The sequence below is a fragment of the Roseinatronobacter sp. S2 genome, from assembly GCF_029581395.1.
Classification (GTDB): Bacteria; Pseudomonadota; Alphaproteobacteria; order Rhodobacterales; family Rhodobacteraceae; genus Roseinatronobacter.
On record NZ_CP121113.1, the window covers coordinates 407,420 to 419,468 of the forward strand.

The following is a 12,049-nucleotide window of genomic DNA, read 5'->3' on the forward strand; positions in this document are numbered from 1 at the left end:
CTTGGCAAGTGGCCGGATTTGCGGCAAAGGAGCATGTCCGAGCAAGAGGCCAGACAGATGACATTCCGTTTCGATATATCCGCGCGCGATGGCCGCGCCCGCAGCGGCACCATTCATACGCCACGCGGCGACATTCGCACGCCTGCCTTCATGCCGGTGGGCACGGCCGCAACCGTCAAGGCGATGATGCCCGAGTCGGTGCGCGAAACGGGTGCGGATATTTTGCTTGGCAACACATATCACCTGATGCTGCGCCCGACGGCGGAACGCATTGCGGCCCTGGGCGGTTTGCACAAGTTCATGAACTGGAACCGGCCCATATTGACGGATTCGGGCGGGTTTCAGGTTATGTCGCTGGCCAGCCTGCGCAAGATGTCCGAAGAAGGCGTGCGCTTTGCCAGTCATATTGACGGGTCGCGCCACATGCTTAGCCCCGAACGCTCGATGGAAATCCAGCGCTTGCTGGGGTCTGACATTGTGATGTCATTTGATGAATGCACCCCCTTTCCAGCGGATGAGAAGGTGGCGCGCGCGTCCATGGAATTGTCCATGCGCTGGGCGGCGCGGTCGCGCGCGGCGTTTGGTGACAGGCCGGGATACGCGCTGTTTGGTATTCAGCAAGGGTCGGTTTACCGCGACCAGCGCGCTGAAAGCGCCGATAAACTGCGCGAGATCGGATTTGACGGCTACGCCATTGGCGGGCTGGCTGTGGGCGAGGGGCAGGAGGTGATGTTTGAGGTGCTGGATTATGCCCCCCCACAACTGCCGGATGACAAGCCGCGCTACCTGATGGGGGTGGGCAAGCCGGATGATATTGTGGGCGCGGTCCAGCGCGGTGTCGATATGTTCGACTGCGTTCTGCCATCGCGTTCGGGGCGCACGGGGCAGGGGTGGACCGCGCGCGGGCCTGTGAACCTGCGCAATGCGCGACACCGCGATGACCCCCGCCCGCTGGAAGAGGGCTGCACCTGTCCCGCCTGCCGCAACTACAGCCGTGCCTATTTGCATCATGTCATCAAGGCCGATGAAATCATCGGGTCGATGCTGCTGACATGGCATAATCTGGCCTATTACCAGCGGTTGATGCAGGGGCTGCGGGAGGCTATTGTGCAAGGCAGCCTTGACAGGTTCGCTGCTTCCTTCCATGCGAGGCGTGCCGAGGGTGATATAGACCCCATCTGATTTACAGGAGGGCCGAATGGCCGCTGACATGCTTTCGACCGTGGTAAAGCCGATTCACAAGGAGGGATACAAGTTCATCCCCGTATTTGCGGCGGTCACGCTGGTTTTGTTCCTGATCTGGCAGCCGCTGGGATGGGTTGGTGTCGGCCTGACGGTCTGGTGCTACTATTTCTTCCGTGACCCTGACCGACAGACCCCTGTGCGCGAAGGGCTGCTGGTCAGCCCTGCCGACGGGGTGATCTCGCTGATCGAACCCGCAGTGCCCCCGGCCGAGCTGGAAATGGGCGACCAACCCCTGACGCGCGTTTCGGTGTTCATGAATGTGTTTGACTGCCATGTGAACCGCGCGCCCATCGCAGGGCGGGTGGCCAAGATTGCCTACCGGCCCGGCAAATTCCTGAATGCGTCACTGGACAAGGCATCGGTTGATAACGAGCGCAATTCCATGGCACTGGAAATGGCGGACGGGCGCAAGATTGCCGTGGTCCAGATTGCCGGATTGGTGGCGCGGCGCATTCTGTGCGAAGTTGAAGAAGGCCAGATGCTGGACACGGGCACCCGTTTCGGGATGATTCGGTTCGGATCGCGCGTTGATGTGTATTTGCCCGACGGGGTGGAGCCGCTGGTTGCCCTTGGCCAGACAATGGTTTCCGCCGAAACAGTGATTGCCGACCTAAGCAGCACCGAGCCGCGCCGCATGGCCGCGATACGCTGACATGACACCGCGCCGCGATACCCTGTCATTCGTGCAGCTTGTGCCCAATCTTGTGACCATCATGGGCATGTGTGCGGGCTTAAGTGCCATTCGCTACACGTTTGATGGCCGGTTTGAACTGGCCGCAGCGCTTATCATTCTGGCGGCCATACTGGATGGCATGGACGGGCTGCTGGCCCGCAAGCTGAATGCGGCCACGTCCTTTGGTGCGGAACTGGACAGCTTTTCTGATTTTGTAAGTTTTGGTGTGGCCCCCGGTGTTTTGGTGTTTGGCTATGCACTGACAGGGCCGATGGCGGGTTTCGGCTGGGTATTCGTGCTGGTTTTTGCGGTGTGTGCCTGTCTGCGGCTGGCGCGGTTCAATATCAGCCGCACCGCGCCCGAAGATGCAGGCCACCGCCATTTTGTGGGCGTGCCTGCACCGGCAGGCGCAATGCTGGGGTTGTTGCCGGTCTATGCGGGGCTTGCCGGCCTTGTCGACCCGTCACGGTTTCCGGTGCTGACAGCATTCTATCTGGCGGTTGTGGGTTTGTTGATGGTGTCGCGCCTGCCAACACCGTCGCTGAAGGGGATCAGGATCAAACGCGAATACGCAATATGGGTGCTGGTCGGCATGAGCGTTTTCGTGGGCCTGTTGTTCTTGCGGACATGGATCACGCTGGTTGTAACGGATTTGATTTATCTGGGCGTTCTGGGCACTTTGGCAATGCGGCATTTGCGGAAACAAAAAGGCACCAGTTAGCGGGCGTTTTTTACCGATACCTGCTTGACGCGGGCAGACGCTTCGCATAATTGGACGCCATAGCGCGGTTGTAGCTCAGTTGGTTAGAGTACCGGCCTGTCACGCCGGGGGTCGCGGGTTCGAGCCCCGTCAACCGCGCCATTAAAAAACTCCTGCCTTTCGGGCGGGAGTTTTTTGTTTTCGCCGTTTAGCGAGCATTCAGCATTATGGACGCGGCATTTGCGCGCCCGTCACGGCGGCGACCGCTTGTGGCACCAAAGCGCCCCGATGGCCGATAACTTCGCGGCTAAGGGCATGGCCTGCACGAATGGCGGTGCTGCAATCCGCGCCGTTCAGCCAGGCAGCCAGATAGCCCGCGTTGAAGCTGTCGCCTGCCGATGTGGTATCAACAGGGGTTTCCGGGGCCAGACCTGTGATGTCACCGTGCCCTTCTGCGCCGCCAAAGCACATAGGCCCGCCCCCGTTCTTGACCACTACATGACCGGCCCCAAGCGACAGGTAGCGCGCGATCGTGGCCTGCATGTTGGTATCGCCAAAATGGGTGGCTTCGTCGTCAAAACTGGGCAGGACCAGATCGGCAAGGGCGGCGGTGCCCTCAATACCGTTGCGCATGGCGGCTGCGTTGTCCCACAGGCGCGGGCGCAGGTTCGGGTCAAACACCACTTGCGTGCCCGCCGCGCGCGCGACACTTAGCGCGTCAAGCAGGGTTCTGCGCGCCGCTGCGGGCAGAATCGCGATTGTAATGCCCGACAGATAGGCGATTTTGCACCCTGCAAGGGCAGTATGCAGCAAGGCGGGATCATCGGCCAAGGCTTTGGCCGCGGATGTGTCGCGCCAGTAGCTGAAGCTGCGTTCACCGTTATTCAGGCTGATGGCATACAGGCCGATTTCGCGCACAGGATCGCGGCTGACATGGGTGGCATCGATGCCTTCCGTGGCAAGAAAATCCAGCATGCGTTGCGAAAAATCGCCTTGTCCCACGCGGGACAGATAACCGACTTGCCAGTCGTCCCCCAGAAGGCGGCGCAGATACCATGCTGTGTTCAATGTATCGCCCGCAATGCCAAGCCGCCAGTTATCCGGCTGGTCGGATTGCGACAGCTCGACCATTGCTTCGCCGATGGACAGAATAAGCGGTGTTGTCATGTGTCATGTCCCATCTTGATTTCGACCGCAGTTCTGCGGGCGTGCGGCGCAGTCTTGGGGCCAAACTGGAATATTAGTTGACCACCTATGTCAACCGTAGCGATGCAGATGTCAATCTGCTGGCGGGATGTGCGAATGGCCGCAGCATATCGGAAAAACGGTAGCGGAGATTCGCGGGAACCTGCCCTTCACCCTTGGATAAAGCCCGCGCTATCGGTGGGCCGGGGTCTGCCGGTCCGACGCTATTGAAGTTCACTTTATGCAGGCGGCATACTCCTGACTTCAAAGGATTGAATCACCATCAGCCAAACCGGCAGGCCGCGGGACGGCCCGCCGATAGCGCGGCGGCCTGCGGCCTTTGCTCCGCGCCTTGTATAATTCCAACGTCCCCTTAGGCCATTTCCCCATTACCACCATCTTCCGGGTGGGTGCCGCACAAATCACAGACCCGCCCTCAAGGCGGGTCTGTGGCAGTTACTGGAAACCCCGCAATAGTTAATGCACCAGCGTCGCGCGTGGTGCGCTGTCATCGCGTGACAACTGGCCATTGACGATCAGCCCGTCCGGCCCTGATGTCACTTCGACTGTGCTGCCGTCCAGAACTGTCCCGCCCAGCAGCATTTCGGCAAGCGGGTCTTGCAAATAGCGCTGGATCACCCGTTTCAGGGGCCGTGCGCCGTAAACGGGGTCATAGCCCTTGTCCGCCAGCCAAGTGCGTGCCCCGTCATCGAGTTCCAGCGTGATCTTGCGTGCCAGCAGGCGTTTCAGCAAACGCGCCATCTGGATGTCGACAATCGCATCCATATCTGCCCGCGCCAGCCGGTCAAAGATGATGGTTTCATCCAGCCGGTTCAGGAATTCGGGGCGGAAATGGGCGCGCACAGCGTCCATCACCTGTCCGCGCGCCTGCGTGCCGTCGCTGCCTTCGGGCAGTTGCGACAGCGCTTGCGAGCCAAGGTTCGAGGTCAGGATGATCAGCGTTTGCTTGAAATCCACCGTGCGGCCATGCCCGTCGGTCAGAACCCCGTCATCCAGCACCTGCAACAGCACGTTGAACACTTCGGGATGTGCCTTCTCAACCTCGTCGAACAGCACAACCTGATAGGGCCTGCGGCGCACGGCTTCGGTCAGAACGCCACCTTCTTCATAGCCGACATAGCCGGGGGGTGCCCCGATCAGACGGCTTACAGCGTGTTTTTCCATGAATTCCGACATGTCGATGCGCACCATAGCACTGTCGTCATCAAACAGGTATTCGGCGACCGCTTTGGTCAGTTCGGTTTTGCCCACGCCGGTTGGCCCAAGGAACAGGAAACTGCCAAGGGGGCGGTTTTCGTCGTTCAGACCGGCACGGGCGCGGCGCACGGCATTGGCCACGGCGCGCACGGCGGTGTTCTGGCCGATGACACGCTTGTGCAGTTCATCTTCCATGCGCAGCAGTTTGTCGCGTTCGCCTTCCAGCATTTTGGATGTGGGAATGCCTGTCCAGCGTTCCACGACTTCGGCAATCTGTTCGGGGCGCACGGCATCGGCGACCATTTTCTGGGCCTCGCGGGCCTCTGCATCAGCCAGCTTGCGTTCCAGTTCGGGGATTTCGCCATATTGCAACCGGCCGGCGGCGGCAAAGTCACCGCTGCGCTTTGCGGTTTCCAGATCGATGCGCGCACGGTCCAGATCTTCCTTGATCTTGCGCGCTTCTTCCAGTTTGTCGCGTTCCGCCTGCCATGTGGCTGTCAGTTCGGCGCTGCGTTCTTGCAGGTCGGACAATTCGCGTTCCAGTGTTTCCAGCCGGTCGCGGGATGCGGCGTCATCTTCTTTGCGCAGCGCCTCGGACTCGATCTGTTTTTGCAAGATGTCGCGGTCCAGCGCGTCCAGTTCTTCGGGCTTGCTGTCCACTTCCATCCGCAGACGGCTGGCCGCTTCGTCCATCAGGTCAATGGCCTTGTCGGGCAAAAAGCGGTCGGTGATATAGCGATGCGACAGCGTGGCCGCTGTCACCAGCGCCGAGTCCGAGATGCGAACGCCATGGTGCAGTTCGTATTTTTCCTTGATGCCGCGCAGGATGGAAATCGTATCCTCGACTGTGGGTTCCTCGACCAGAATTGGCTGGAAGCGCCGCGCAAGGGCCGCGTCCTTTTCGACATGCTTGCGGTATTCATCCAGTGTGGTTGCGCCCACGCAGTGCAATTCGCCGCGCGCCAGCGCCGGTTTGATAAGGTTGGCAGCGTCCATTGCCCCTTCGGATTTGCCAGCACCGACAAGGGTGTGCATTTCGTCGATGAACAGGATGATTTCGCCATTGGCTGCCGTGATTTCCGACAAAATTGCCTTCAGGCGCTCTTCAAATTCGCCACGGTACTTTGCACCGGCGATCAAGGCGCCCATATCCAGCGCCATCAGCTTCTTGTCGCGCAGGGATTCGGGAACATCGCCATTGATGATGCGCAGCGCCAGCCCTTCGGCAATGGCGGTTTTACCGACACCGGGTTCACCGATCAGAACGGGGTTGTTCTTGGTGCGCCGCGACAGAACCTGCATGGAGCGACGAATTTCTTCATCCCGGCCGATGATGGGGTCAATCTTGCCGTCACGCGCGGCCTGCGTCAGATCGCGGGCGTATTTTTTCAACGCCTCATACCCGTCTTCGGCAGAGGCACTGTCAGCAGTGCGCCCCTTGCGCAGGTCATTGATGGCGCTGTTAAGTTTCTGCGCGGTCACGGCACCTGCGTCCAGCGCATCCTTGGCATCGGATTTCACCAATGCCAGTGCGGTCAGCATGCGTTCAACGGTTACATAACTGTCATTCGCCTTTTTGGCGAGCTGTTCAGCCTGATCCAGCACCTTGGCAGTTTGCGGATCAATGTAGATCTGGCCGTCGCCGCCGGACACTTTCGGGATTTTTGCCAGCGCAATCTCATTGGCCTGCATCACGCGGTCGGGGGCACCACCGGCGCGCTGAATAAGGTTGGCGGCCATGCCCTGATCATCATCCAGCAGGGCTTTCAGCAAATGTGCGGGCGCGACGCGCTGGTGATCTTCGCGCAGGGCTATGGTTTGCGCCGCTTGCAGAAAACCGCGGGCGCGTTCGGTAAATTTTTCAAGGTTCATCTGTACTCTCCTTCATAAGCGCCCTGAAATACGGGAACCGCCTGACATTCAGCGCGGCACCATGTCGGGCCTTGAAGCTTATTTGGGAAGGCTTGCATGCTGTTGCAAGATGGGCACAGTTGATAAGATCGAATTTAGGTCAGGTGCGTGGGTTGGGTATCGCAGACCAGTCAAGACCGGTTCCACGATAGAGAGTGAACCGCGTCCAGTCATGTGTTTGCGACCCCTGCGGCATCTTGCGGAACCCTAGCCTGTGCACCAACCGCAGCGACGCCATGTTTTCAACGTGAATGCGCGCCTCGATCTGTTGAAGGGCAGGGAATTTTGCAAAGCAGCGATAGGCAAACACGCCCACCATGGGCGCAGACAGCCCCTTGCCCCAATAATCGCGCCCCAGCCAATAGCTGATTTCGCCGGAGGCAGGCGGCGTCGCACCCTTTGCCCATTGCAACCGGACCTGACCGACAAGCCGGTCGTTCCAATATGCGGCCCGAACCTTGTGATGTGCCGCTTGCTGGGACAGGGCAATCAGGTCTTGCGCCAGTTCAAGCGACAGGGGTGCCGGATATTCCTCGGGCATAAAGCGCCACAAATCGGGATCATCCAGCATTTGCTGATACGCGGGCGCATCATCATGGTGCCACCCATCAAATTTGAACGCATCGGTCAGATCGTCGGGTGGCGCGCGCAGCGTCGATGCGGCGATCTTCTTGCCGCGCAACGTATCCGGCACGTCCCTGTCATGGGGTGCCATGTCCTGAGCGTGTGGTTCTGATGTCATGTCATCCAGCGGCATGGCTGATTCTACCCTTCATTCTTGGTTAACAAGATAGGCATGCTATTGCGTAAGATCAGTCAAAAGCGGTACGAAATTTTCGTGACCTGCACGAAATTTCACGGGATTGTTCGTTCAAGCGATACAGTTTGCACAGTCCGGCCAGTTTGTTCACAGCACCAGTCCTGCAAAGCACAGATATCAACAGGCAAAGCTTCTGCCATGCCATCTGCAAAGGCAAGAAACATATTCATATTGGGTTGGCGCACCGCTGTCAGAACCGGAATATCCTGTGCCAGGGCTTGCCCGATGACGGATCGAAAGCCGCGCCCTTCTGCTTCGGCCTTGCCGAATTTGTTCAGGATCAGCAGTGCAGGTCTGGCGTCAAGCGTTGCGGCCACCAGCCCGACAGCCGTTTCCAGCCCGTGCGCGTCCAGCCGGCACCCGCTGGCATGAGGGCCAAGACTGTGGCTGATGCGTATGTGGTGTGACTGGCCAATGACCTGCAAATCCATATCGCACGGGCGGCCCTGCGTGGTTTCGCGGTTGATCTGGACCACACCGGCCAATGGCCAGCTGGCCGCCGTAAGCCGGTGGGCCAGTTCAGCCAGCAGCCTGTCGGCATTGCCGCGCCCCTGTGCAGAAATATAGCCGAGCATCTGTCTGCCCTTCCGTGCAAGCCGTGTTATATCGCATGTACACTGACGCCGTCATAAGGGCCAGTCTGCATATGCGGCACAGCGCGCAAAGGTGCAGCAAACAAAGGGACCGCGGATCATGATTTTGGGTGTTGTGCTGGCAGGCGGGCAGGCCACGCGCATGGGTGGCGGCGACAAGGGGTTTCGCACCCTTGCAGGCCAGTCCCTGTTTGCGCATGTGCTGGACCGCCTGACGCCGCAGGTGGCAGGTGTGGCGCTGAATGCGAATGGCGATCCGGCGCGTTTTGACACGCTTGGCCTGCGGGTTCTGGCCGATTCGCTGCCGGATTTTCCCGGCCCGCTGGCGGGCATTCTGGCGGGGATGGACTGGGGCGCGCAGGCGGGGGCGGCGCAAATTGTGACCGTTGCGGCCGACACGCCGTTTTTTCCGCGCGATCTGGTGGACAGGCTGCAAGATGCGGCAGGCAGATCAGGCGTGGCGGTGGCCGCAACGCGGCGCAATGGCGTGTTGCAGCGCCACCCCACATTCGGTTTGTGGCCCGTCGCCCTGCGCGATGATCTGCGGGCGGCATTGACGGGCAGAATGCGCAAGGTGACGATTTGGGTTGACCGCCATGATGGCGGGGTTGCGGAATTTGACACTGACCCGTTTGACCCGTTTTTCAACATCAACACCCCGCAAGACCTGATTACCGCAGGCCAGTTGGCAGCGCTGCGATGAGGGGGGGCGCACCAGCAGAAGGGACGCAGCATTTCGACCGGGTTGTGGTGGTTGACTGGTCGGCCAATTCAACCCCCAAACGCGGCGCGGATTCCATATGGATCGGCAGTGCGGGCGCGGGTGCGTGTGCGCCTGAAAATCTGGCCACACGGGTGCAGGCGATGGACGTGCTGCGTGCGCGCATTGATGCAGGAATAGCGGCTGGCCAGCGTGTTCTGATCGCGTTTGACATAGGTTTCGGGTTTCCGCGCGGTTTTGCGCAGCACCTGACAGGGCAGGCCAGCGCGCTTGCGGTCTGGGACTGGCTGGCACAGCGGGTTCGCGATGACGCGCGCAACAGGAACAACCGCTTTGAGGTTGCAGCCGCGATCAACCGTGAATTTCCGGGCGTCGGCCCGTTCTGGGGGCGGCCATCGGGGCGCGCGTTGCCGGACCTGCCGGAAAAAGGTTTGGCGCGGCATGGCCACGGGCTGGCGGAATTGCGCGAAACCGAAGCGCTGTGTTCGGGTGCACACCCCATGTGGAAGCTGTATACGACAGGGTCGGTTGGGTCGCAAAGCCTGTTGGGGATTGCGCATCTGGCAGCTTTGCGCGTGGAGTATGGTGCAGCGCTGTCAGTCTGGCCGATGCAGCCTGCGGATGCGCCGGTGGTGGTTGTGGAAACCTATCTGTCGTTGATTGATACGGCCGTGCGCAAGGCACAGGGGTATGCCTGCAAGGATGCGGCACAGGTGGATTTGCTGGCGCGTGCGCTGCACAGGTCCGACATGGCGGCGCTGATGGTGCCCCCTGCCGCAGCTGCGGTGTTGCGTGAAGAAGGCTGGATTCTGGGCGCCGGGCATCAGGCCAGCCTGTTGAAAGCATTGGATAGCGCGGAATAAAAAAGGGGGGGCGCATATGGCCCCGCCCGCCCACCCACGCCGGTCGCTGACTGCGCCCGGCTAGGCCATACGCGCCCCCCCTTTTTTTGCGCGTGCGGGCCACGCGCTGTTGCTGAAGCCGGATAAATGCAACGGAAAATTGCCTATTGTCGCGGTTATGTCCCGCCGCCACCCCATTCTTGCCCGAATTGGCGGCGATGGTGGCACGGTAAAACTGGTAATCCGGGGCGTAATGATGGACAGACTGACCGAGATGGAAGCCTTTGCGACGGTAGTGGACCAAGGCGGGTTCACGGATGCGGCGCGAAAGATGGGCATATCGAAATCGGCGGTATCCAAGCATGTATCGGCCCTGGAAACCCGCCTTGGCGCGCGCCTGCTGAACCGCACGACACGCAGGGTAAGCCCCACAGACATTGGCCTTGCCTATTACGACCGCGCGCGGCGGGTGCTGAATGACGCGGGCGAGGCCGACAATCTGGTTACGGCCATGCAATCGGCGCCGTCAGGGATTTTGCGCATTGCGGTTCCCACGGATTTTGGCGCCGCGCATGTGTCCCCGCTATTGGGGGAGTTTCTGGAACGTTACCCGGATGTGTCCGTGAACATGGTTCTGAAAAACCGCTATGTCGAGCTGATCTCGGAAGGGTTTGATCTGGCCATTCGCATGGGCGATATGGATGACAGCAGCCTGCGTGCGCGCAAGATTTGCGAAACAACCCAGCGTCTTATCGCGTCGCCCGCGTATCTGGCCGAACATGGCCGCCCTGCGCGGATTGATGATTTGAATGATCACCGGTTGCTGTATTATTCCCACAATGCGGCAACATCGGTCTGGCGTATTACGGCCCCTTCCGGTGAGGTGCGTCAGGTGCGTTCGGCGACATGGTTTTCCGTCAATGACGGGCAGTCCCTGCTGAATGCCGCCATAAACGGGCTTGGAATAGCCTATCTGCCCAGCTTCCTGTTTTCGCAGTCCATGAAAAGCGGCCTTGTGGAAGATGTGATCCCCGACCTGCCGCGCGATGTTCAGGCGATGCATGCTGTGTTTCCGGCCGGGCGCTATACGCAACCCAAAGTGCGCGCGTTGATTGATTATCTTGTCGAGAAGCTTGGAAACCGCAGCGCGAATGCGTGGTAGGCCGCCGCCGTAAAAGATGCATACGGGGCAGTTTCAGTCCCGATGATAGGGACTGCCCGCCAGAATGGTCGCGGCACGGTAAAGCTGTTCGGACAACATGACACGCGCCAGCATATGGGGCCAGACCATGGCCCCGAATGACACCAGCTTATGCGCGCGGTCCCGTAAATCGGGGTCCAGCCCGTCAGCGCCCCCGATCACGAAGGCCATGTCACTTATACCAGCATCGCGCCTTGTGGCGATATGCTGCGCAAATTCGCGCGACGACATGACCTGCCCGCGTTCATCAAGGGCAATAATTTCTGCACCATCGGGAATGGATTTTTCCAGCAGTTTGGCCTGCGCGGCAGGTGTCGTGGCCTTGCGGTCGTCCAGTTCGTGTTCCAGACACGGGCCAAGGGACAGCGCGCGCCCTGCCTTGTCGAAACGCGCAAGATAGTCATCTATCAATGCGCGTTCCGGCCCTTTGCGTATGCGCCCTATGGCGCAGACATGCAGTCGCATCAGGTGGCAGGCACAAGGCCTGCATCCTGCCACATCTTTTCAAGCTGATAAAATTCCCGCACTTCTGGGCGGAAAATATGGACAACAACATCGCCGGTGTCGATCAACACCCAGTCGCCCGTTTCCTTGCCCTCGATCCGGGCTGTCAGGCGATAGGTTTCTTTCAACCGGTCCATCAGTTTCTGTGCCATGCCTGCGACTTGTCGCGTCGAACGACCGGAAGCCACGACCATATGATCGGCCATGGCCGATTTCGACCGCAGGTCGATGGTTACAATGTCTTCGGCTTTATCATCGTCAAGCGAGGTCAGAACCAGATCCAGAAGCGCATCACTGCTTAGGGTGGCAGGTGCCGAGGGTGCCGTGCGGGCCGCAAGTGCGGTAGGTTCTGTGGTAGACAGAGAACTGTCCTCCTGATGTGTAAATTGTTGACACCCCCAATTTAACACCATGCTGGTGGTTTCTCAATCATGCA

12 protein-coding genes and 1 tRNA gene are annotated in these 12,049 nt (G+C 59.9%); 7 read left to right on the forward strand and 6 right to left on the reverse strand.

Going from position 1 to position 12,049, the window contains the following annotated elements; all coding sequences use genetic code 11:
* Window positions 1–57: 57 nt before the first annotated feature.
* The 4 genes from tgt to P8S53_RS01880 all read left to right on the forward strand — a co-directional run bounded on the left by tgt (window position 58) and on the right by P8S53_RS01880 (window position 2,780).
* Window positions 58–1,182: a tRNA guanosine(34) transglycosylase Tgt gene (gene tgt, locus P8S53_RS01865; RefSeq protein ID WP_277805475.1), complete on the forward strand. Its 1,125-nt coding sequence runs from the start codon at window positions 58–60 to the stop codon at window positions 1,180–1,182.
* A 16-nt stretch (window positions 1,183–1,198) separates the two neighbouring features.
* Window positions 1,199–1,897: a phosphatidylserine decarboxylase gene (locus P8S53_RS01870; protein WP_277805476.1), complete on the forward strand. Its 699-nt coding sequence runs from the start codon at window positions 1,199–1,201 to the stop codon at window positions 1,895–1,897.
* 1 nt (window position 1,898) lies between these two features.
* Window positions 1,899–2,639 carry a CDP-diacylglycerol--serine O-phosphatidyltransferase gene (gene pssA, locus P8S53_RS01875; protein WP_277805477.1) on the forward strand — a complete coding sequence of 247 codons (741 nt, stop codon included), beginning with the start codon at window positions 1,899–1,901 and terminating at the stop codon, window positions 2,637–2,639.
* A 64-nt stretch (window positions 2,640–2,703) separates the two neighbouring features.
* Window positions 2,704–2,780, forward strand: a tRNA-Asp gene (locus P8S53_RS01880).
* A 63-nt stretch (window positions 2,781–2,843) separates the two neighbouring features.
* Here P8S53_RS01880 and P8S53_RS01885 read toward each other — a convergent pair.
* From P8S53_RS01885 to P8S53_RS01900, 4 genes are all read right to left on the reverse strand, one after another.
* Window positions 2,844–3,785 carry a sugar kinase gene (locus P8S53_RS01885; protein WP_277805478.1) on the reverse strand — a complete coding sequence of 314 codons (942 nt, stop codon included), beginning with the start codon at window positions 3,783–3,785 and terminating at the stop codon, window positions 2,844–2,846.
* A gap of 495 nt (window positions 3,786–4,280) precedes the next feature.
* Window positions 4,281–6,893: an ATP-dependent chaperone ClpB gene (gene clpB / locus P8S53_RS01890; protein WP_277805479.1), complete on the reverse strand. Its 2,613-nt coding sequence runs from the start codon at window positions 6,891–6,893 to the stop codon at window positions 4,281–4,283.
* A gap of 139 nt (window positions 6,894–7,032) precedes the next feature.
* Complete coding sequence (locus tag P8S53_RS01895) at window positions 7,033–7,689, reverse strand: GNAT family N-acetyltransferase (protein WP_277805480.1); 657 nt, start codon at window positions 7,687–7,689, stop codon at window positions 7,033–7,035.
* A 98-nt stretch (window positions 7,690–7,787) separates the two neighbouring features.
* On the reverse strand, window positions 7,788–8,327 hold the full coding sequence (locus P8S53_RS01900) for a DUF2478 domain-containing protein (RefSeq protein WP_277805481.1): 540 nt from the start codon (window positions 8,325–8,327) through the stop codon (window positions 7,788–7,790).
* Window positions 8,328–8,445: 118 nt separating this feature from the next.
* Here P8S53_RS01900 and mobA point away from each other — a divergent pair, with 118 nt between their 5' ends.
* The 3 genes from mobA to P8S53_RS01915 all read left to right on the forward strand — a co-directional run bounded on the left by mobA (window position 8,446) and on the right by P8S53_RS01915 (window position 11,070).
* Window positions 8,446–9,048, forward strand: a complete 603-nt coding sequence (mobA, locus tag P8S53_RS01905) for a molybdenum cofactor guanylyltransferase MobA (RefSeq protein ID WP_277805482.1) — start codon at window positions 8,446–8,448, stop codon at window positions 9,046–9,048.
* A complete protein-coding gene (locus tag P8S53_RS01910; RefSeq protein ID WP_277805483.1) occupies window positions 9,045–9,929 on the forward strand; it encodes a hypothetical protein in 885 nt (294 codons plus the stop codon). Before mobA ends, P8S53_RS01910 begins: the two co-directional genes overlap by 4 nt.
* Before the next feature lie 235 nt (window positions 9,930–10,164).
* Complete coding sequence (locus tag P8S53_RS01915; RefSeq protein WP_306417856.1) at window positions 10,165–11,070, forward strand: LysR family transcriptional regulator; 906 nt, start codon at window positions 10,165–10,167, stop codon at window positions 11,068–11,070.
* Between the two features lie 33 nt (window positions 11,071–11,103).
* Here P8S53_RS01915 and rlmH read toward each other — a convergent pair whose 3' ends face one another.
* Both rlmH and rsfS read right to left on the reverse strand, forming a co-directional pair.
* Entirely contained in the window at window positions 11,104–11,574 is a 471-nt protein-coding gene (gene rlmH, locus P8S53_RS01920; RefSeq protein ID WP_277805485.1) for a 23S rRNA (pseudouridine(1915)-N(3))-methyltransferase RlmH, read from the reverse strand.
* A complete protein-coding gene (gene rsfS / locus P8S53_RS01925) occupies window positions 11,574–12,026 on the reverse strand; it encodes a ribosome silencing factor (protein ID WP_277805486.1) in 453 nt (150 codons plus the stop codon). The genes rlmH and rsfS overlap by 1 nt, the downstream gene beginning before the upstream one ends.
* Between the last annotated feature and the right edge of the window lie 23 nt (window positions 12,027–12,049).

What these genes read in the sequence shown, in the direction of transcription:
- P8S53_RS01885 (WP_277805478.1), bottom strand. Translation starts at nt 3,785, where the DNA reads ATGACAACACCGCTTATTCTGTCCATCGGCGAAGCAATGGTCGAGCTG.
- P8S53_RS01895 (WP_277805480.1), bottom strand. Translation starts at nt 7,689, where the DNA reads ATGCCGCTGGATGACATGACATCAGAACCACACGCTCAGGACATGGCA.
- clpB (WP_277805479.1), bottom strand. Translation starts at nt 6,893, where the DNA reads ATGAACCTTGAAAAATTTACCGAACGCGCCCGCGGTTTTCTGCAAGCG.
- P8S53_RS01900 (WP_277805481.1), bottom strand. Translation starts at nt 8,327, where the DNA reads ATGCTCGGCTATATTTCTGCACAGGGGCGCGGCAATGCCGACAGGCTG.
- P8S53_RS01870 (WP_277805476.1), top strand. Translation starts at nt 1,199, where the DNA reads ATGGCCGCTGACATGCTTTCGACCGTGGTAAAGCCGATTCACAAGGAG.
- rsfS (WP_277805486.1), bottom strand. Translation starts at nt 12,026, where the DNA reads ATGGTGTTAAATTGGGGGTGTCAACAATTTACACATCAGGAGGACAGT.
- mobA (WP_277805482.1), top strand. Translation starts at nt 8,446, where the DNA reads ATGATTTTGGGTGTTGTGCTGGCAGGCGGGCAGGCCACGCGCATGGGT.
- P8S53_RS01915 (WP_306417856.1), top strand. Translation starts at nt 10,165, where the DNA reads ATGGACAGACTGACCGAGATGGAAGCCTTTGCGACGGTAGTGGACCAA.
- rlmH (WP_277805485.1), bottom strand. Translation starts at nt 11,574, where the DNA reads ATGCGACTGCATGTCTGCGCCATAGGGCGCATACGCAAAGGGCCGGAA.
- pssA (WP_277805477.1), top strand. Translation starts at nt 1,899, where the DNA reads ATGACACCGCGCCGCGATACCCTGTCATTCGTGCAGCTTGTGCCCAAT.
- tgt (WP_277805475.1), top strand. Translation starts at nt 58, where the DNA reads ATGACATTCCGTTTCGATATATCCGCGCGCGATGGCCGCGCCCGCAGC.
- P8S53_RS01910 (WP_277805483.1), top strand. Translation starts at nt 9,045, where the DNA reads ATGAGGGGGGGCGCACCAGCAGAAGGGACGCAGCATTTCGACCGGGTT.